The sequence below is a fragment of the Methylocystis iwaonis genome (assembly GCF_027925385.1).
In the GTDB taxonomy this organism is placed as follows: Bacteria; Pseudomonadota; Alphaproteobacteria; order Rhizobiales; family Beijerinckiaceae; genus Methylocystis; species Methylocystis iwaonis.
Map to the genome: position 1 here is coordinate 797738 of NZ_AP027142.1, position 17165 is coordinate 814902.

At 64.5% G+C, this 17165-nt stretch carries 19 protein-coding genes; 9 read left to right on the forward strand and 10 right to left on the reverse strand.

Going from position 1 to position 17165, the window contains the following annotated elements; translation table 11 throughout:
• Positions 1-38: 38 nt before the first annotated feature.
• Both lptC and QMG84_RS03795 read left to right on the forward strand, forming a co-directional pair.
• On the forward strand, positions 39-809 hold the full coding sequence (gene lptC, locus QMG84_RS03790; RefSeq protein ID WP_281930565.1) for an LPS export ABC transporter periplasmic protein LptC: 771 nt from the start codon (positions 39-41) through the stop codon (positions 807-809).
• Between the two features lie 7 nt (positions 810-816).
• Positions 817-1359, forward strand: a complete 543-nt coding sequence (locus tag QMG84_RS03795) for an LptA/OstA family protein (RefSeq protein ID WP_281930567.1) — start codon at positions 817-819, stop codon at positions 1357-1359.
• A gap of 299 nt (positions 1360-1658) precedes the next feature.
• Here the strand turns inward: QMG84_RS03795 and QMG84_RS03800 are convergent, their stop codons facing one another.
• Positions 1659-2156, reverse strand: a complete 498-nt coding sequence (locus QMG84_RS03800; RefSeq protein WP_461649592.1) for a transglycosylase SLT domain-containing protein — start codon at positions 2154-2156, stop codon at positions 1659-1661.
• A gap of 289 nt (positions 2157-2445) precedes the next feature.
• Between QMG84_RS03800 and QMG84_RS03805 the strand changes: the two genes are divergently transcribed.
• On the forward strand, positions 2446-2742 hold the full coding sequence (locus QMG84_RS03805) for a DUF3175 domain-containing protein (RefSeq protein ID WP_202073044.1): 297 nt from the start codon (positions 2446-2448) through the stop codon (positions 2740-2742).
• Between the two features lie 47 nt (positions 2743-2789).
• On the opposite strand, the gene QMG84_RS03810 is transcribed toward QMG84_RS03805, so the two are convergent.
• The 3 genes from QMG84_RS03810 to QMG84_RS03820 form a co-directional block, all read right to left on the reverse strand.
• Positions 2790-3752, reverse strand: coding sequence for a hypothetical protein (locus QMG84_RS03810; protein ID WP_281930571.1), 963 nt, complete (start codon positions 3750-3752; stop codon positions 2790-2792).
• 86 nt (positions 3753-3838) lie between these two features.
• Positions 3839-5491 (reverse strand): energy-dependent translational throttle protein EttA, encoded by a 1653-nt coding sequence (ettA, locus tag QMG84_RS03815; RefSeq protein WP_202073042.1) that lies wholly within the window; start codon positions 5489-5491, stop codon positions 3839-3841.
• A gap of 159 nt (positions 5492-5650) precedes the next feature.
• Complete coding sequence (locus QMG84_RS03820; protein WP_281930573.1) at positions 5651-6334, reverse strand: hypothetical protein; 684 nt, start codon at positions 6332-6334, stop codon at positions 5651-5653.
• Positions 6335-6577: 243 nt separating this feature from the next.
• Here QMG84_RS03820 and purD point away from each other — a divergent pair, with 243 nt between their 5' ends.
• The gene (gene purD, locus QMG84_RS03825; protein ID WP_281930575.1) at positions 6578-7858 is read left to right on the forward strand and encodes a phosphoribosylamine--glycine ligase; all 1281 of its coding nucleotides are present in this window, start codon (positions 6578-6580) and stop codon (positions 7856-7858) included.
• Positions 7859-8115: 257 nt separating this feature from the next.
• Here the strand turns inward: purD and QMG84_RS03830 are convergent, their stop codons facing one another.
• From QMG84_RS03830 to QMG84_RS03845, 4 genes are read right to left on the reverse strand one after another with little or no spacing between them, the layout of a single operon-like run.
• Positions 8116-8724 (reverse strand): TPM domain-containing protein, encoded by a 609-nt coding sequence (locus QMG84_RS03830; RefSeq protein ID WP_281930576.1) that lies wholly within the window; start codon positions 8722-8724, stop codon positions 8116-8118.
• Entirely contained in the window at positions 8724-9557 is an 834-nt protein-coding gene (locus tag QMG84_RS03835; protein WP_281930577.1) for a TPM domain-containing protein, read from the reverse strand. Before QMG84_RS03835 ends, QMG84_RS03830 begins: the two co-directional genes overlap by 1 nt.
• Before the next feature lies 1 nt (position 9558).
• Positions 9559-9987: a Fur family transcriptional regulator gene (locus QMG84_RS03840; RefSeq protein WP_202073112.1), complete on the reverse strand. Its 429-nt coding sequence runs from the start codon at positions 9985-9987 to the stop codon at positions 9559-9561.
• Positions 9988-10032: 45 nt separating this feature from the next.
• Positions 10033-10527 (reverse strand): hypothetical protein, encoded by a 495-nt coding sequence (locus QMG84_RS03845; RefSeq protein WP_281930580.1) that lies wholly within the window; start codon positions 10525-10527, stop codon positions 10033-10035.
• A gap of 200 nt (positions 10528-10727) precedes the next feature.
• Between QMG84_RS03845 and QMG84_RS03850 the strand changes: the two genes are divergently transcribed.
• The 4 genes from QMG84_RS03850 to typA all read left to right on the forward strand — a co-directional run bounded on the left by QMG84_RS03850 (position 10728) and on the right by typA (position 15854).
• Positions 10728-11966, forward strand: a complete 1239-nt coding sequence (locus QMG84_RS03850) for an argininosuccinate synthase (protein WP_281930581.1) — start codon at positions 10728-10730, stop codon at positions 11964-11966.
• Positions 11967-12242: 276 nt separating this feature from the next.
• A complete protein-coding gene (locus QMG84_RS03855) occupies positions 12243-12830 on the forward strand; it encodes a phosphatase PAP2 family protein (protein WP_281930583.1) in 588 nt (195 codons plus the stop codon).
• A gap of 81 nt (positions 12831-12911) precedes the next feature.
• A complete protein-coding gene (locus tag QMG84_RS03860; protein WP_281930585.1) occupies positions 12912-13796 on the forward strand; it encodes a DUF1259 domain-containing protein in 885 nt (294 codons plus the stop codon).
• A gap of 234 nt (positions 13797-14030) precedes the next feature.
• Complete coding sequence (gene typA, locus QMG84_RS03865; protein ID WP_281930587.1) at positions 14031-15854, forward strand: translational GTPase TypA; 1824 nt, start codon at positions 14031-14033, stop codon at positions 15852-15854.
• A 45-nt stretch (positions 15855-15899) separates the two neighbouring features.
• On the opposite strand, the gene QMG84_RS03870 is transcribed toward typA, so the two are convergent.
• On the reverse strand, positions 15900-16148 hold the full coding sequence (locus QMG84_RS03870; protein WP_281930589.1) for a hypothetical protein: 249 nt from the start codon (positions 16146-16148) through the stop codon (positions 15900-15902).
• Between the two features lie 120 nt (positions 16149-16268).
• On the opposite strand from QMG84_RS03870, the gene QMG84_RS03875 reads away from it, so the two are divergent.
• On the forward strand, positions 16269-16514 hold the full coding sequence (locus tag QMG84_RS03875; protein WP_281930591.1) for a DUF6496 domain-containing protein: 246 nt from the start codon (positions 16269-16271) through the stop codon (positions 16512-16514).
• 171 nt (positions 16515-16685) lie between these two features.
• On the opposite strand, the gene QMG84_RS03880 is transcribed toward QMG84_RS03875, so the two are convergent.
• Positions 16686-17108: a DsrE family protein gene (locus tag QMG84_RS03880; protein WP_281930593.1), complete on the reverse strand. Its 423-nt coding sequence runs from the start codon at positions 17106-17108 to the stop codon at positions 16686-16688.
• Between the last annotated feature and the right edge of the window lie 57 nt (positions 17109-17165).

The following is a 17165-nucleotide window of genomic DNA, read 5'->3' on the forward strand; positions in this document are numbered from 1 at the left end:
GCCTCGAATTCGCCACCCCGCCGCCCGATGATCGAGACATGAGCAACAGCGGCGCCGCTGACGTGAGACCGGCCCCACCCTCTGCCGGCGCGCCGCCGTCGGGGACGGGTCTGCGCGCGCCGCCGCCCGGCGGCCGCGACCGGCTCGCCGCTTTGACGGCCCGCCGCGAAAGCGCCTTTCCCGACGCTCTGCGCCACACGGCCCGCGTCACGCGGCTGCGGCGCTGGATTCTGTGGGGCGTCGGGGGCACGGTCGGTCTGGTCGCGCTCGGGCTCGTGGTGAGCTCTCTGCGATTTCTCCCCATCGATTTGAGCCTGTCGCGCGTCGCCCTCAAAGGCACCCGCATCGTGATCGAGACGCCGAAGCTCGTCGGTTACCGCAAGGACGGCAAACCCTATGAGATCCGGGCGCGCGTCGGCGTGCAGGACATCACGACGCCGGAGCTTTTCGATCTCGACGGCTTGGACGTGCGCGTGGAAACGCAGGGCGAAAAGCCCGTCGTGCTCACCGCGGCCAAGGCCCGCTACAGCACCAAAGACGACCGCGCCGATATGAGCGGCGGCGTGGTCATCTCCGACAAGAAGAGTTTCGATATGCGGATGGAGAGCGCGGCCATGGATTTCAGGGCCAGCGTGATGACCTCCGACAAGCCGGTCACCCTCGACATCGACGGCGGCCAGGTCGTCGCCGACTCGGTCACGTTTTCGCAAAAAGAGCGCCGCGCCAGCTTTTCCGGCAATGTCCGTTCCGTGCTGTATGGCGAGGACGGCCCGCCGGCGCAGGCAAGCAAGCCGACCGCGGCCCAATGAGACAAGCATGAAACGTCAGATCATCCTCGCCGGCCTCGCCGCGCTATTCGCCGCCGCGGCGGCGCCCGTCGCCGCCAAGGGCCGTTCGGGCGGCATTCTTCCCGGCGCCACCGCCAAGGACCCGCTCAATATCGACGCGGGAAAGCTCGATTATTTCGACCACGAGCAGAAGCTCGTCTATTCGGGCAGCGTGATCGTCACCAATGGCCCTTCGACGCTGAAGGCCACGCGCATCACGATCTTGCTCGAGGGCAAGGGCGCGCCGGGCGGCGCGAACAGCGACGACCGCGTCAAGCATATCGAGGCCGACGGGCCCGTGACGCTGGTCTCGAAAGATCAGATCGGCACGGGCGACCACGGCACATACGATAAGGCCGAGAGCAAGGTTTATCTCTCCGGCAATGTGACCCTGACCCAGGGCGACAATATCGTGAAAGGCGAGCGGCTCGTCTACGACGTGACGACCGGGATGGCGACCGTGCAGGGCGGCGGCGCGCAAGGCGGGCGCGTGCGCTCCACCTTCACGCCCGGCGCCGCCAAGGCGCAGTAAATTTTATCAGTTCCTTGATTGGTGCGGCGCCATTCGCGCCGCTCACTTGAGTGAGCGATCGGCAATCCAGAACAAAACCAGCGCTTTGTGGCTCTGGATTCTTGGTCGGTTCCCCGCCGTCATTGCGAGGAGGCGGAGCCGACGAAGCAATCCAGGGCCGCATCGCTGTTCTGGATTGCTTCGCTTCGCTCGCAATGACGGGCGCCGAGCAAAACCAGCGCCTTTGCTGCTCTGGATTCCGGTCGGGCTTTCAGCCCGCGGGGAATGACAAACGGCAATCCGAGCCGTTCAAACGGGCGTCACTCCGGCGACAGCGCTTCCTTGTGGAGGAGGCCGAGCATGCCGCGCCGCTTGGCCTCGTAATAATAGCCGCCGGCATAGAGCCGGATCGCGCGCGTTTCGCTGCCACCCGCGAGCTTATAGGCGTTGGCGAGATAAGGCACGGCGTAGGTGAGGTTGGTCTCGGCGTCGAGCAGCCCGTTCGCCGGGCCCGAGTAGCCCATGCCCTTGGCGGTATCGTGCCGGATTTGCATCAGGCCCCAATAGGGACCGTGGCGGGCGGCCGGATTGTAATTGCTCTCGCGCCGCACCGAGCGATGGATGAGCGATTCGGGAATATCGTAGATCCGGGCGAAATGGGCGATGCGGGCGTGAAGCGCGTCCTTGCCGGTCAGCGCCGTCTCCGGGCGGGGCTCATTGACGTAGGATTCTGGGGCGGAGGCCACTGGCGATTCCGTCTGGACGCATCCGGCGAGGACGAGAGCCGCCAAGGTTGCGGCACAGGTCGTTGACTTCATTCAATACATTCCCTCGATCGCCCGCATGAATCGCAACTCGGCTAGCTCGCCACGCCCAGATGGCGAAATCGTGGCGGTAGGCTGGGAGCCTGTGGACCAGCCAAGCGGCGGCCATGTGTGCGGCCGCACGGCGGGCCCGTAACGAAAGCGTCACCTTAATCGTGTTGTTGCAGTTGTTTCTGGGGCAAATCAAGGGGCCGGGTTTTCAGGAGCAATTTCAGTGACCTCGGCCCGGCCGCGATCGCGGCCGGGCCTTTCGATCCCACCGACGCCGACTACTTCTGGACGAATGGCGCGCCGGGACGACAAAAACGCTTACTGGTCGAACGAGGTCACGCGCCACAGCAATGCGCTCGATCTCGAAGCGGGGGTCTTTACACGCGACGATCCCGAGGCGATCGCGCAGTCGCTGAAACGCTCGGCGGAGGCGAGCACGCGCCGCAAGACGACGCCGTTTCGTTCAGCGATGTCGATGCTCACTTTTTATATCAACCGCGCCGGTAAGGATTTGGCCCCGGAGCGGCGGCGCGTGCTGGAGGCGGCGAAGGACGAGCTGCGGAAGGCGTTCGGGCGGACGGGCTGCTAGCCTCTGCGGTACATGCAGGCGCGCTGTGGGTCCGAACCGTGGCATGCTCAGGGCGCCGCGCCTAAAATGTAGAGCATCCGAAAGCGCTCGGGCAAATCCGCAAGCTCGCTTTCCAGATAATCGAACGCCGCGATAGAGCACAGCCAGTCGAGGTAGACCTCATCTAGCATAACCGCCGCCAAGGTCGTCAGCGCCGCGTCGCGATTGGCTTGGGGCAAAAAATGCGTCGGCGCTCCGTCTGAGGCGGCGCGGGTCAGCAGATGAGCGCTGTCCCAGTAGACGCTCGGGCAATCCGAAATTTCGTAGCGCGAGGGATCGACGATCCGACCTGTGAGAAGGTCATATGCGCCGATGAACCAAACCATGATCTGCGCCCGCCAATGCGGATTGGGAATCGAGAGGACCGAACGGAGCCAAGGCGCGATTTCTTCGGCGTCGAGGTATTTCAGGCAGAAAAACATGGAGGCGGAAAAGTCGCCTGAGGCGTCGCGCCAGAACCAGACGCCGACACGCGGATTATATTCGCGGTGGAGGAAGCGCCCGATCCTGATCCGCTCGCCGTCCCAGCACTCAGGGTTCATTATCGAGCGGCCGAGCGTATTCAGCGCGTCGCGCCGGAAGCCTTTATAGGGTTCACGCGTCACGCCATCGAAATAAAGGGACATGAAGGTCGTGATGAGCGTCTCGACATAGCTGCTGATATGTCTTTCGTGAGCGCGCGGCAGGGTTTGTGCGAGAATATGGTGATACCAATCGGTCCACTCGGCGCGCTCGCCAAAATTTTTTGTGCCGCTCGCGATTTCAAAGAGGGCTGTCTGAATGTCGCCGATCGGCAGCGTTGAGAGATCGCCGAGCAAATCACAAAACATGGCGCGGGTCTCGCCCATGAACCAGGCTTCGCCCATGGGCTGGCGCGGGCGGGGGAAGGCGGCGCGCATGCGCGCGAGGGCGGCGGCGTCGCAGCCCTGGCCAGGAATCCAAAGGAAAGGTTTTTGCGATTGGACCTTCATGTCACGAACTTTCAAGCCGCGAGACGAAGGTAAAGGCCAATGCGCCGGGCCTCAGTGCGGGAAAACACGGCCCGGCGCAGTGAGGATTATCTTGCGAACTTCTTATACTTCAGCCGGTGCGGGATGACGCTGTCGACGCCCAGGCGGCGCTTCTTGTCTTCCTCGTAATCGGCGAAGTTTCCTTCGAACCACTCCACATGCGAGTCGCCTTCATAGGCGAGGATATGCGTGGCGATGCGGTCGAGGAAGAAGCGATCATGCGAGATGATGACGGCGCAGCCGGCAAAATCCACGAGGGCTTCTTCGAGCGCGCGCAAGGTGTCGACGTCGAGATCGTTGGTCGGTTCGTCGAGCAGCAGAACATTGGCGCCGCTCTTGAGCATTTTGGCGAGATGCACGCGATTGCGCTCGCCGCCCGAGAGCTGGCCGACTTTCTTCTGCTGGTCGGAGCCCTTGAAGTTGAAGGCTCCGCAATAGGCGCGGGAGTTGATCTCGCGCTTGCCGAGATAGATCACCTCATTGCCTTCGGAGATCTCTTCCCAGACGGTCTTATTGGCGTGCAGCGCGTCACGCGACTGATCGACGTAACCCAGTTGCACGCTGTCGCCGACGGTGATCGTGCCCTTGTCGGGCGTTTCCTGGCCGGTGATCATGCGGAAGAGCGTGGTTTTACCCGCGCCGTTCGGGCCGATCACGCCGACGATGCCGCCAGGGGGCAGCTTGAAGGAGAGATCGTCGATCAGGAGATTTTCACCAAAGCCCTTGGTGATGTGCTCGAAGTCGATGACATTGCCGCCGAGGCGCTCCGCCACCGGAATGATGATCTGCGCGGTGGTCGGCGCCTTCTCGCCCTGCTTGGCGACGAGCTCCTCATAGCGCTGGATGCGCGCCTTGCTCTTGGCCTGGCGGGCCTTGGGCGAGGAGGCGATCCACTCGCTTTCGGCTTCCAGCGCGCGTTGGCGGGCTTTGTCTTCGGAGGCCTCCTGCATGAGGCGCTTCTGTTTCTGCTTCAGCCAGCTCGTGTAATTCCCCTCATAGGGAATGCCGCGGCCGCGATCGAGCTCCAAAATCCAGCCCGTGACATTGTCGAGGAAGTAGCGATCGTGGGTGACGATCAGGATCGCGCCCGGGTAATTGCGCAGATGGCCCTCGAGCCAGTTCACCGTCTCGGCGTCGAGATGGTTCGTCGGCTCGTCGAGCAGCAGCATGTCGGGCTGCTCCAACAGCAGGCGGCAGAGCGCCACGCGGCGCCGCTCGCCGCCGGAGAGCTTGGTGACGTCGGCGTCGTCGGGTGGGCAGCCGAGCGCGTCCATGGCCTGATCGACCTGGCTGTCCAGGTCCCACAGGCCCTTGGCCTCGATCTCGTCCTGGAGCTTCGTCATCTCGTCCGCAGTCTCGTCCGAATAATTCATGGCGAGATCGTTGTAGCGGTCGAGAACGGCCTTCTTCTCCGCGACGCCGAGCATGACGTTTTCGCGCGCTGTGAGCGCCGGATCGAGCTGCGGCTCCTGCGGCAGATAACCGACGCGCGCGCCTTCCGCGACGAAGCCCTCGCCGGTGTATTCCTTGTCGATGCCGGCCATGATGCGCAGCAGGGTCGACTTACCCGCGCCGTTGACGCCGAGCACGCCGATCTTGGCGTCCGGGTAGAAAGACAAATGGATATTGTCCAAGACCTTCTTTCCGCCCGGATAGGTCTTGGTGAGGCCTTGCATGTGGTAGATGAACTGGCGCGCCATATCGCCTCGCAACGAGAGAAGTTGGCGCCGTGTTTAGAGCATTTTCGCGGCCGTGGGGAGGGGGCGCGCGAGGCCCCGGCGGTTCCGGCTACCCGCTCTCCAAACGCCGAATTCCCGGCTGGGCCTGAGGCCCGCCGGGAACGAGCGGTCGGCGCGGGGTCAGGTTGTCCGCATGAAGCCCATGACCGTCGCGCTGAGCGTGCTGCCCGTCAGGACGAGCGTGGCGCCCAAGGCGAGCAGCGCGCAGAGGTTCAGCGTCAGATCGTTGACATTGCCGGCCAATGCGAGAATGCCGAGCACGATCGCGGCAAGCCCCGCGAGCGCCTGCAGCGCCGCCGACCCGGAGGCCATTTCGCTTGCGAGCATTTCGCCGCCGATCATCGATCGGCCCGACGTCACCGCCTGCATGCGCGAGGCGCGGCGCAGCAGGAAGAGATGCCAGACGGCGTTGCTGCTCAGGACGAGCGCCGTGCCGTAGGCGATGACGGCCACGGGCATGAGCACGCCCGAATTAATGCCCAGCAAGGCCAGAATGCCGAGCACGATTCCGGCCGCGCCGACCAGGAAGACGACCGCCAGACTGTTGCCGCCGAACTGTTCGGCCGTAAAGCCTCTCGTCTCGGCGGGAAAGGCGATCTGCGCATATTCGGAGACCATGGCGCCGCCCTGGATGAGAAGCGCGACTCCAAAGACAATCGTCGCGATCGCTGTCATGTAGACGGGCGCGATATTGACCAGGCCGCAGACGGCCAGGACGATTGTCGCGACGCCGCCGATAGCGTCGATCAAGCCGCCGTACGCAACCGCATTTTCATGCGTGGCGACCTCTCGGGTGATGGACATTTCTTTACTCCGGCCATGGCCCCCGGGGCCGGTAGCTAGCGCCGTATAAATGGCCAGCAAGCATGGCGTTCGTCGCTAAATGGCCGCCGTCGCGTCTTGTCCGGCGGGCGTCCGGGCAGACTGGCGGCGCGGCGAAAGACGGCTCATTTTTGGTTTCGCCGCATCACCGGTGGAAATCCGATTTCCACTTTTCCGCAATCCTGCTTTAGAAGCGGGCATCGGTTCAACTCGGGCGGACAGCGCATGAACATTCTTCTCATCGGATCGGGCGGCCGCGAGCACGCTATCGCCAATGCGCTGGGGAAGAGCCCGCTGCTCACCCGCCTCTATGTCGCCCCCGGCAATCCCGGGACCGAGCGGGTGGGCGAGAATATCGATCTCGACGCGGGGGATCACGGCGCGGTCATCCGCTTCTGCCGCGAGATGGGCGTCGCGCTCGTCGTCGTGGGGCCGGAGCAGCCCCTGATCGGCGGGCTGGTGGACGCGCTGGCGCGCGCCGAAATTCTCGCCTTCGGCCCGACGCAGGCGGCCGCCCAGCTCGAAGGCTCCAAGGGCTTCACCAAGGATCTCTGCCGCGACTATGGCATTCCCACCGCGGCCTATGGACGTTTCGCCGATAAGGACAAAGCGCTTGCCTATTTGCGTGAGAAGGGCGCGCCCATCGTCGTGAAGGCCGATGGGCTCGCAGCGGGCAAGGGCGTCGTGGTGGCGCAGACGCTGGAGGAGGCCGAGCGCGCCGTGGAGGCGATGTTCGCGGGGCTCTTCGGCCGCTCGGGCGCCGAGGTGGTGATCGAGGAATTCTTAGAGGGCGAGGAGGCCTCCTTCTTCGCCATCTGCGACGGGACGCGCGCCGCGCCTTTCGCCACGGCGCAGGACCACAAGCGCGTCGGCGACGGCGATACGGGGCCGAACACCGGCGGCATGGGCGCTTATTCGCCGGCCTCCGTCGTGACGCCGGACATCGAGCGGCGCGTCATGGCGGAGATCATCGCGCCGACGATGCGCGCCATGCAGGAGAAGGGCGCGCCCTTCACGGGGGTGCTTTACGCCGGATTGATGCTGACGGCGGAGGGGCCGAAGCTCATCGAATACAACAACCGTTTCGGCGATCCCGAAGCCCAGGTCATTCTGCCGCGGCTGGAGGATGATTTGCTGTCGATCATGCTCGCCGCCGCGCGCGGCGCGCTGCCCGAAGCGCGCCCGCATTTCTGCGACCGCGTGGCGCTCACCGTGGTGCTCGCGGCCAAGGGCTATCCGGGCACGCCGCTGACCGGCTCGGAAATTCGCGGCCTCGCGAACGCCGAGGCGATAGACGACGTTATCGTCACGCATGCGGGCACGCGCCTGGAGGGGGAGCGGCTGCTGGCGGCGGGCGGCCGCGTGCTGAATGTCACGGCGCTTGGCGACAGCGTCTCGGAGGCGCAGGCCAAAGCCTATGCGGCGGTCGACGCCATCCAATGGCCGGGCGGCTTCTGCCGCCGCGACATCGGCTGGCGCGAGGTCGCGCGGGAACGGCGCGGCTGATCTCTTGCGAGGTTAGGGGGCTTCTAACACTATTTCCGTTTGAATAGCTCGCATGGGGACGCGTCATTCCCGGCGGGCTGTCGTTTTGCTCAGAGCCCGTCATTGCGAGCGAAGCGAAGCAATCCAGGGCAGCGGTGCGGCGCTGGATTGCTTCGTCGGCTCCGCCTCCTCGCAATGACGGCGGTAATTCCCGACCGCTCGTTTTGCGAGCGACCGTTCGGCGCAGCGCTCGCCGGGCGCGCCCTCTATGCGAAAGTTCAACTCACATAGACCTTATCCGGCAGCTCGTCGCCTTCTTCGCCGGGCGGCGCGGCGCGCGCGAGGAGGCGCGCGCATTCGTCGATCGTCAGGACAAAACCTTCCGCGCAGCGGCGCTGGGCGAGACAGGTCAGCAGGGGCTCCAGCGCCGCCTTCCATTCCGCGTCCGAGATTTTTCCGTTCAACCCCTCGTCGGCGATGATGCGGGCGTAATGCTCGGCGAAGGAGACGAAGATCAGCACGCCGGTGCGGCCTTTGGTGCCCGAGACGCCGCGGGAGAAAAATTGCTCGATCGCCGCCCGCTCGGCGCGGCGCTTCTTGACGAGGCGCGGCGTGAGCGCGAGCCGGATCGGCGGCCAGGAGACGATGAGCGCGCAGACGATGAAGACGCCGATCTGCGCGGCGTAGATCGTCTTGGCGGAAAGATCGGTGAATTCGGCGAGCGGCCAGGGCGAGACGAGCGCGAAAAAAGCGGCCCAGAGCGGCGGCACATAGGCGTAGTCCGACGCGCGGCGCGCCAAAGCGCAAACGATCTCGCCAGAGGTTTTCTGCTCCGCCTTGCCGATGGCTTGAGCGATTGCTTCGAGGTCTTGCTCGGTCAGCCGCATCACCAATCTCCCGAGGCGCCGCCGCCGCCGGACGAACCGCCGCCGCCCGAGAAACTGTCGAAGCCGCCGCCGTCGCCGCCGCCCCAGGACGAGCCGCCGCCAAAAGAGCCGCCGTCGCCCCAATCGCCGCGGCTCGGGGGCAGGATGACGATCGGCGGACCGCCGCGGCGATAGTGGCGGTAATCCTTCGGACGTCCGGCGCTTCGCGCCATCATGATGAAGATGAAAACGAAGAGCGCGAAAATGAGCAAAGGAAGAAGCTCGTCGACCACCGAGGGCGCCGGCGCAGCCTTTTTCACCCATTCCGCCGAGTCGCCGCTCAGGATTTCGATGATCCCTTCGACGCCGCGCTCGATGCCCGCGCCATAATCGCCCGCCTTGAATTTCGGCGCGACGGCGCTGGCGAGGATCACCTTTGAGAGCGCATCGGTCAGCGTGCCTTCCAGCCCATAGCCGACCTCGATGCGCATCTTGCGCTCGCTGGGCGCCACGAGGAAAAGGACGCCATTGTTCTTCTTGGCTTCGCCCAGCTTCCAGAAGCGAAAGAGGCCGTTGGCGTAGGTCTCGATGTCGTAGCCGTCCAGCGTTTTGATTGTCGCGACGACAAGCTGGATGCTGGATTTGTCTTCGAGATCCTTGAGCTTCGTTAGCAGGCTGGCGCGCGTCGCTTCCGGGATGACGCCCGCCTGATCGACGATGCGGCCGGTGAGCGCCGGATAATTCGGGGCGGCCAAGGCCAGCGCCGCGAGGAGGCAGAAGACGAAGACGAGACAGCCCCGCAGCGCCAAAGTCCGGGGCGCCAAAATCCGGGGCGCAAAGGCCGGCGCGTTCATGTCAGGCGCCGGCGCAGCGCGCGCAGCGGCCGGCGATCTCCACGACGCGCGTGCGCGCCTTGAAGCCCGCTTCGCTGGTGAGCGCGGAGAGCTCGCGGGCAAGGCCGGGCGAGGTCGCCTCTTTCACCTCGCCGCACTCCTCGCAGATGAGAAACACCACCGGCTCCTCGGCGCCATGGCAATGGCCGCAGACGACGAAGGCGTTTTTCGATTCGAGCCGATGCGCAAGCCCATTGTCGAGGAGGAAGGCGAGCGCGCGATAGACCGAAACAGGCGCCGGCCGCTTGCCGTCGGCGCTCGCCATGAGATCGATCATCTCATAGGCGCCGACGGGCCGGTTGGCCTCGATGAGAATGTCGAGCGCGCGACGGCGCGCGGGGGTGAGCCCCGCGATGGTTTTGGCCGTATCTTGCGGCGGATGGCTGCTCATGACGTCATTGTAGCGGCCCGCCGGGCGAAAGACGAGGCCGCGCCGTCACGGCTTGGCGCAAGCCGCGACGAATTTCTTCACCTTCTCTGCCGCGCCCTTCAGCGGCGCGGTCTGCTTGGAGGGACCGACGACTGCGGCCAATGTCTCGCCCGTCGCCATCGCCTCGAAGATCGGGGCATTCGCCGGCAGCCGCCCTTCGAAGCTCGGCACGCCCGCTTCTTCATTCGGCAAAAGCTTGCCGGCGATTTTCGTCTGAACATCGCCGATGGAAAGCGATGCGGTGGCGCTCTTGCCGGGTTTGAGTTTCCCGCTCGTCTCGGAGACGAAGAAGGTCACGACGCCGCTCTTGGGCTTGCAGCGAAAGGCGCCGAAGCTGTCGTCCGTCTCGGGAACGCCGTAGTTGAGATAAATCAAGTCCGGCTTCTTTTCTTCGAGGCCCGAAAGCGTCCAAACCCGCTCGTCCTTGGCGGGGGCCGGGGCGCAAAGAATGAAAAAAGCGCAATTGGCCAGGGCAAATCTCGCAAGCGCATTCCTGATCACGAGCTTCTCCTAAAAAGGGAAGGCGGAAACGAAAGCCTAGCGCAGTCCGACCCGCCTCGCTTGTGATTTATCGCACACCGAGAATGACGCCCTCTGTCATCGCCGGCGGGCGCTGACCGCTCGCAACCCAGGCCCAACGCTTGCGCGCGGCGGCGGCGGGCTTATAACGGCGCCGACCAAGCACCAATACCGAGCCCGACATGACCCGCGCCAAAAAAGACATCAAGAAGGTCGTCCTCGCCTATTCCGGCGGCCTCGACACCTCCATCATCCTCAAATGGCTGCAGACGACCTATGGCGCGGAGGTCGTCACCTTCACGGCCGATCTCGGCCAGGGCGAGGAGCTGGGCCCGGCGCGCGAAAAGGCGCTGCTCCTTGGCGTGAAGCCCGAGAACATCTTCATCGAGGATCTGCGCGAGGAATTCGTGCGCGATTACGTCTTCCCGATGTTTCGCGCCAACGCCGTCTATGAGGGGCTGTATCTGCTCGGCACCTCCATCGCCCGTCCGCTGATCGCGAAAAAACAGATCGAAATCGCGCGCAAGATGGGGGCGGACGCCGTCTGCCACGGCGCGACCGGCAAGGGCAACGACCAGGTGCGCTTCGAGCTTGGCTATTATGCGCTGGAGCCGGACATCACGGTGATCGCGCCCTGGCGTGAATGGGACTTCCATTCCCGCACCGATCTCATCGCCTTCGCCGAGGCGCATCAGATCCCCATATCCAAGGACAAGCGCGGCGAGGCGCCTTTCTCCACCGACGCCAATCTGCTGCACACCTCCTCCGAGGGCAAGGTGCTGGAAGACCCGGCGCAGGAGACGCCCGATTACGTCTATTCGCGCACCGGCCATCCGGAGGACGCGCCGAACGAGCCGCAATATATCACCATCGACTTCGAGAAGGGCGATGCGGTCGCGGTCGATGGCGTCGCGCTGACGCCGGCCGCGCTGCTCGCCAAGCTCAATGAGCTGGGCCGCCAGCACGGCATTGGCCGTCTCGATCTCGTCGAGAACCGCTTCGTCGGCATGAAGTCGCGCGGCATGTATGAGACGCCCGGCGGCTCGATCCTGCTCGTCGCCCATCGCGGCATCGAGAGCATCACGCTCGACCGTGGCGCGGCGCATCTCAAGGACGAGCTGATGCCGCGCTATTCGGAGCTGATCTACAACGGCTTCTGGTTCTCGCCCGAGCGCGAGATGCTGCAGGCCGCGATCGACAAGAGCCAGGAGCTCGTCACCGGCCGCGTGCGGCTGAAGCTCTACAAGGGATCGGCGACGCTCGTCGGCCGCGAGAGCCCGTGGTCGCTTTACGACCAGGATCTCGTGACCTTCGAGGAAGGCGGCACCTACGACCAGCGCGACGCCGAAGGCTTCATCAAGCTCAACGCGCTGCGGCTGCGCACGCTCGCCAAGCGCGCGGCGCGCGGGGCGAAGAAGTAACCGGACGAGGCGCTCTCCCCTTATGGGCTAAGGGAGTCGGGCCGTTTCCGTTTGAATAGCTCGCATGGGGCCTTGTCATTCCCGACGGGCCGAAGGCCCGATCGGGAATCCAGAGCCACAAAAGCGCTGGTTTTGCTCTGGATTCCCGATCGCTCGCTGCGCGAGCGTCGGGAATGACATCGAACCAATCAAGCGGATTCCGTATCTCGGCGGCCATGACGAGGGCGGTGACATGAGAATGTATGCTTTCGGTAATAGTTTTTTCGAGGCTTGTCGGTGACTGGGTCCAGGCTTCTGGCTTTTTTCACGCCCTTCGGCGCGTCGAACCTCGTCTTGTCCGCCTGCGTCGGACTTGCCGCCGCGCTGTGGTTTGCCGGCCTGCGGCGACCCGCGGCGGCTTTCATCTTCTCCGCGGGCCTGTGCGCGGCGCTGATCTCTTTCGGCAAGATCGTCTTCCTCGCCATCCATGGCTATGGCGGGCTTTACAGTCCCAGCGGGCACGCGGCGCTGGCCTGCTTCTTCTTCTGCTCGTTCGGCAGAATGGCGCTCGCGACCCGGTCCCCGGCGGGCTATTTTTTTGCCGCCGCGTCCTGGTCGGTCGCCCTTTTGGTGTTCTTCAATCGCTTCCTCGTCGGCGGCCATACCTTCCCCGATACGGTCGTCGGCGCGTCGGTCGGACTGGCTTGTTTCGCGCTCTTTTTCCGTCTTGCCGGCCCGTTCGACGTCAAGGCGCGTCTCCAGGCGGTCGCGCCGACGCTCGCCTTCACGACGTCTGTCGCCAGCTATCTCGCCTTCGGCGCAAATATTTCAGAGGGGGGGCTGTTCAAAGCCGCCTTCTGGCTCAGGGAAAATCTCGGCCTGTAGCGAGGCGCGACCTTTTCCCAGCGCGCCGGCGCGCGCGGCCCTATTTCGCTGGAGGGGAGGCCTTCAACGAAAGGGAAGCCAATGCGAAAGATCCCTGCGACCTTGGCGCTCTTTGCGCTTGTGCTGTCGTCGCCGGCCGCGCCCGCCGAGGTCGACTGGTCCCGCGTCGACGCCGCCTTCGGCAAAAAGCCGATCGTCAGCGGCGCCGTTCACAAATACGGACTGCCGCGGAGCGATCTCCACGTCACCCTCGACGGCGTGGATATCAAGCCGGCGCTCGCGCTTGGGGGCTGGGTCGCCTTCGAGCCGATGGGCCGCGACGCCATGATGATGGGCGACCTAGTCTTGACCGAGCCCGAGATCAACCCGGTGATGTCGTCGCTGCTCGCCGCCGGGGTGCAAATCACCGGCGTCCATAATCATCTTCTGCGGGCGCAGCCCGCGACTTACTACATGCATGTCTCCGCGCAGGGCGATCCCGCGAAACTCGCGCAATTGGTCCGGGAGGCTCTGGGGGCGTCGGGCACGCCTTTCGAGGCTTCCGGCGGTGGCCAGCAAGCCCCGGAGCTCGGCTTCGACGCCGCCCGGCTGGACGAAGCCCTTGGCGCCCACGGCAAGAATAATGGCGGCGTCTATCAATTCAGCTTCCCGCGTAGCGACCAGATAAGGGCCGGCGGCATGACCGTCGCCCCGGCGATGGGCACGGCGACGGCCCTTAATTTCGAACCCACCGGCGGCGGAAAGGCGGCGATCAGCGGTGATTTCGTCGCCGAGGCCAGGGAGGTCGAGCCGCTGCTGAAAGCGCTCCGCTCGAACGGCGTCGAGGTCACGGCGCTTCACAACCACATGCTGGATGACGAGCCGAGGCTTTTCTTCGTGCATTTCTGGGCCAATGACGACGCCGTGAAGCTCGCCCATGCTTTGCGCGCCGGCCTGGACGCGGTGCACGCCCCGGAGAGAAGCTAGCCTCAGGAGCCTCGCGAGCCGCTCCCCACCATAGCGGCGGGGAGCATCCAAAGGCAGAAAACGAGCTAAACCCATGCTGGAGGGCGCTCAACGCGCCCCGATCCGCCCTTTTCTATTCCCTTCGCCGCCCCGCTCCTGTAAAAGCCGCCGCATCGCAACAAAAGTCGCCGCCGCGTCTTCCGGGCCAGTTCAAGCCTGACGGAACGGGTCGCGGCTGTTTACTCGAAAGCCGCCATGCAGCTTCGCAATATCGCCATCATCGCCCACGTCGACCACGGCAAGACCACGCTTGTCGACCGCCTCCTCCAGCAGTCGGGCGCGTTCCGCGACAATCAGCGCGTCGCCGAGCGCGTGATGGATTCGAACGATCTCGAAAAAGAGCGCGGCATCACCATCATGGCCAAGGCCACGTCCATCACCTGGAAGGACGTGCGCATCAACATCGTCGACACCCCCGGCCACGCCGATTTCGGCGGCGAGGTCGAGCGCATTCTCTCCATGGTCGACGGCGCCATCGTGCTCGTGGACGCCGCCGAAGGGCCCATGCCGCAGACGAAATTCGTCGTCGGCAAGGCGCTCAAGATCGGCCTGAAGCCCATCGTCTGCGTCAATAAGGTCGACAAGCCCGACGCGCGCGTCTCGGAAGTCGTCAACGAGGTCTTCGACCTCTTCGCCGCCCTCGACGCCACCGACGAGCAGCTCGACTTTCCGATCATCTACGGCTCCGCCAAGCAGGGCTGGATGGCCGAGGAGCCGACCGGCCCGCAGGACGGCATGGCCCCGCTGTTCGATCTCGTGCTCAAGCATGTGCCGGAGCCCACCGTCGAAGAAGGCGGCTTCCGCATGCTCGGCACGCTGCTGGAAGCGAACCCCTATCTCGGCCGCATCATCACCGGCCGCGTCTTCTCCGGCAGCGTGAAGCCGAACCAGGCCGTGAAGGTGCTCGACCGCACGGGCAAAGTGGTCGAGCAAGGCCGCGTCTCGAAGATTCTCGCTTTCCGTGGCATCGAGCGCCAGCCGATCGATGAGGCGGAAGCCGGCGACATCGTCGCCATCGCGGGCCTCGAAAAGTTCAACGTCGCCGACACGCTTTGCGCGCTCGAGGTCAATGAGCCGCTGCAGGCGCAGCCGATCGATCCGCCGACGCTCTCCATGACCTTCCTCGTCAACGATAGCCCGTTGGCCGGCACGGAAGGCGACAAGGTTACGAGCCGCATGATCCGCGCGCGGCTGATGAAGGAGGCCGAGGGCAATGTCGCGCTTCGCGTGGAAGACGCGCCGATGGGCGACGCCTTCATCGTCTCGGGCCGCGGCGAATTGCAGCTCGGCATTTTGATCGAGACCATGCGCCGCGAGGGCTTCGAGCTTGGCGTGTCGCGCCCCAAGGTCGTTTTCAAGCGGGGCGAGGGCGACGAGATACTGGAGCCGATCGAGGAAGTCGTCATCGACGTCGACGAGGAACATTCCGGCGTCGTCGTGCAGAAGATGGCCGAGCGCAAGGCCGAGATGATCGAAATGCGCCCCTCGGGCGGCAATCGCCTGCGCCTCGTGTTCCACGCGCCGACGCGCGGCCTCATCGGCTACCAGGGCGAGTTGCTCACCGATACGCGCGGCACGGCGATCATGAACCGCCTGTTCCACAGCTACGCGCCCTATAAGGGCGAGATTCAGGGCCGCCGCAACGGCGTCTTGATCTCGAACGATCAGGGCGAGGCCGTGGCCTACGCCATGTGGAAGCTGGAAGATCGCGGCCCGATGATGATCGAGCCCGGCTGGAAGGTCTATCGCGGCATGATCGTCGGCGAGCACACGCGCGACAATGATCTCGAGATCAATGTGCTCAAGGGCAAGCAGCTCACCAACATCCGCACGCAATCGAAGGACGAAGCGGTGCGCCTGACGCCGCCGATCCAGATGACGCTCGAAAAGGCGCTGGCCTATATCGAGGACGACGAGCGGGTGGAAGTCACGCCGAAGTCGATCCGCCTGCGCAAGGTCTATCTCGATTCGAACGATCGCAAGAAGTTCGGCAAGGCGAAGGCCGCGCTGGTTGAGTAGGACAAATGTCGTGCGCGGCCGGCCCTGCTGGTCGGCCGCGCGCGCTCAATATTCGTCGAGCATGTAGCACTCGAAATCCCGGTTGAACCCGCTACGCCAGCCTTTCAGGTCCCAGCGATAGCCGGGCGGCGGGTTGGGGCCGCAATCGCCGGCATAGGACGGCTGCGAGCGGTGTATTCTGGCCGGCGGCCTTGGAAGCCAGATAGTTTGCGCGAGCGCGTCGCTCGCGAATGTGACAATGAGCGCGATCGCGACCGTCTTGCAAAGGCGCGTGGGTTGGCGGCTCGACCACATTTCCGACCTCCCGGTGGGCCACATGATCGAATAACGCGCGCTGGGGCGCGAATGTTTCGATTTAGGATCATCCGCCTTCGCGACGCGTTCAGTCAGCATTCCTCGAGCGGGAGCGCTGTCATGCCCAAGCAGTCGCCGGAACAGAAGAAAACCGTGAGCCGCGTCATGCACGAATACAAGCATGGCGAACTCGAGAGCGGCGCCGGCAAGAAGGTCGAGAATCCAAGACAAGCCGTCGCCATCGCCCTGCATGAGGCCGGAGCCTCCAAGGAGGAAACGCCTCAGAAGAATGCGGAGAACCTCCGCAAGACCAAGGCGAAGGAACGCAGCGGCAAGACGGCTAAAGCCGAAAAAGAGGGCGGTTAGTTAGGCGTTCTTTCTTGATGACACACCGTCATTCCCGACGCTCGCAAAGCGAGCCGATCGGGAATCCAGAGCAACCGACGCTATCTCGGCTCTGGATTCCCGATCGGGCCTTCGGCCCGTCGGGAATGACAAGCCCCACGCGTGTTGCTCAAGCCAAAAACATTCGCGTGATCACGGCCGAATGTAGAGATAGCCGTCGCGTTGCAACTCCGCGAGACGGACCGTGCCGGCTTCGACCACCTGAAAGCCGGGCGTCAAATCCTTCTCTTCCATATTGTGCCCGCGCAAGGCGACGGCGCAGATGTAAGGAGTCACGCCGCGCTTCGAGAGACCCGCGAAGCGCTCCTGCGTGACGCCTGACCCGTCGCGATGGAACGCGCGGACGGCGGGGCCGTGCACGACGAGGGCGAGCGCCGTGGGGGCGGTCGCGTGTTCGTAATGCACGCGCATATTGTGCAGGACGAAGTCGGCCTTCTCGAAATCCGAGAGGTGATAGACCACCTTCATCGGCGCGCGTTCCTCGCTCGCCCGCGCAACGCCGAACCAGCCGGCCGCCGCCACTAAAGCCCCCTGAAAAACGCCGCGTCTATCCATGTGCGCCAGCCCTCATGCGAGAAAAGAAAACTATGGCATAGTCCGCGAAACGTCAGA

Excerpts from the sequence above, each read along its gene's own strand:
- lptC (WP_281930565.1), top strand. The coding sequence starts at position 39 with ATGAGCAACAGCGGCGCCGCTGACGTGAGACCGGCCCCACCCTCTGCC.
- QMG84_RS03795 (WP_281930567.1), top strand. The coding sequence starts at position 817 with ATGAAACGTCAGATCATCCTCGCCGGCCTCGCCGCGCTATTCGCCGCC.
- QMG84_RS03800 (WP_461649592.1), bottom strand. The coding sequence starts at position 2,156 with ATGAAGTCAACGACCTGTGCCGCAACCTTGGCGGCTCTCGTCCTCGCC.
- QMG84_RS03805 (WP_202073044.1), top strand. The coding sequence starts at position 2,446 with ATGGCGCGCCGGGACGACAAAAACGCTTACTGGTCGAACGAGGTCACG.
- QMG84_RS03810 (WP_281930571.1), bottom strand. The coding sequence starts at position 3,752 with ATGAAGGTCCAATCGCAAAAACCTTTCCTTTGGATTCCTGGCCAGGGC.
- ettA (WP_202073042.1), bottom strand. The coding sequence starts at position 5,491 with ATGGCGCGCCAGTTCATCTACCACATGCAAGGCCTCACCAAGACCTAT.
- QMG84_RS03820 (WP_281930573.1), bottom strand. The coding sequence starts at position 6,334 with ATGTCCATCACCCGAGAGGTCGCCACGCATGAAAATGCGGTTGCGTAC.
- purD (WP_281930575.1), top strand. The coding sequence starts at position 6,578 with ATGAACATTCTTCTCATCGGATCGGGCGGCCGCGAGCACGCTATCGCC.
- QMG84_RS03830 (WP_281930576.1), bottom strand. The coding sequence starts at position 8,724 with ATGCGGCTGACCGAGCAAGACCTCGAAGCAATCGCTCAAGCCATCGGC.
- QMG84_RS03835 (WP_281930577.1), bottom strand. The coding sequence starts at position 9,557 with ATGAACGCGCCGGCCTTTGCGCCCCGGATTTTGGCGCCCCGGACTTTG.
- QMG84_RS03840 (WP_202073112.1), bottom strand. The coding sequence starts at position 9,987 with ATGAGCAGCCATCCGCCGCAAGATACGGCCAAAACCATCGCGGGGCTC.
- QMG84_RS03850 (WP_281930581.1), top strand. The coding sequence starts at position 10,728 with ATGACCCGCGCCAAAAAAGACATCAAGAAGGTCGTCCTCGCCTATTCC.
- QMG84_RS03860 (WP_281930585.1), top strand. The coding sequence starts at position 12,912 with ATGCGAAAGATCCCTGCGACCTTGGCGCTCTTTGCGCTTGTGCTGTCG.
- typA (WP_281930587.1), top strand. The coding sequence starts at position 14,031 with ATGCAGCTTCGCAATATCGCCATCATCGCCCACGTCGACCACGGCAAG.
- QMG84_RS03870 (WP_281930589.1), bottom strand. The coding sequence starts at position 16,148 with ATGTGGTCGAGCCGCCAACCCACGCGCCTTTGCAAGACGGTCGCGATC.
- QMG84_RS03875 (WP_281930591.1), top strand. The coding sequence starts at position 16,269 with ATGCCCAAGCAGTCGCCGGAACAGAAGAAAACCGTGAGCCGCGTCATG.
- QMG84_RS03880 (WP_281930593.1), bottom strand. The coding sequence starts at position 17,108 with ATGGATAGACGCGGCGTTTTTCAGGGGGCTTTAGTGGCGGCGGCCGGC.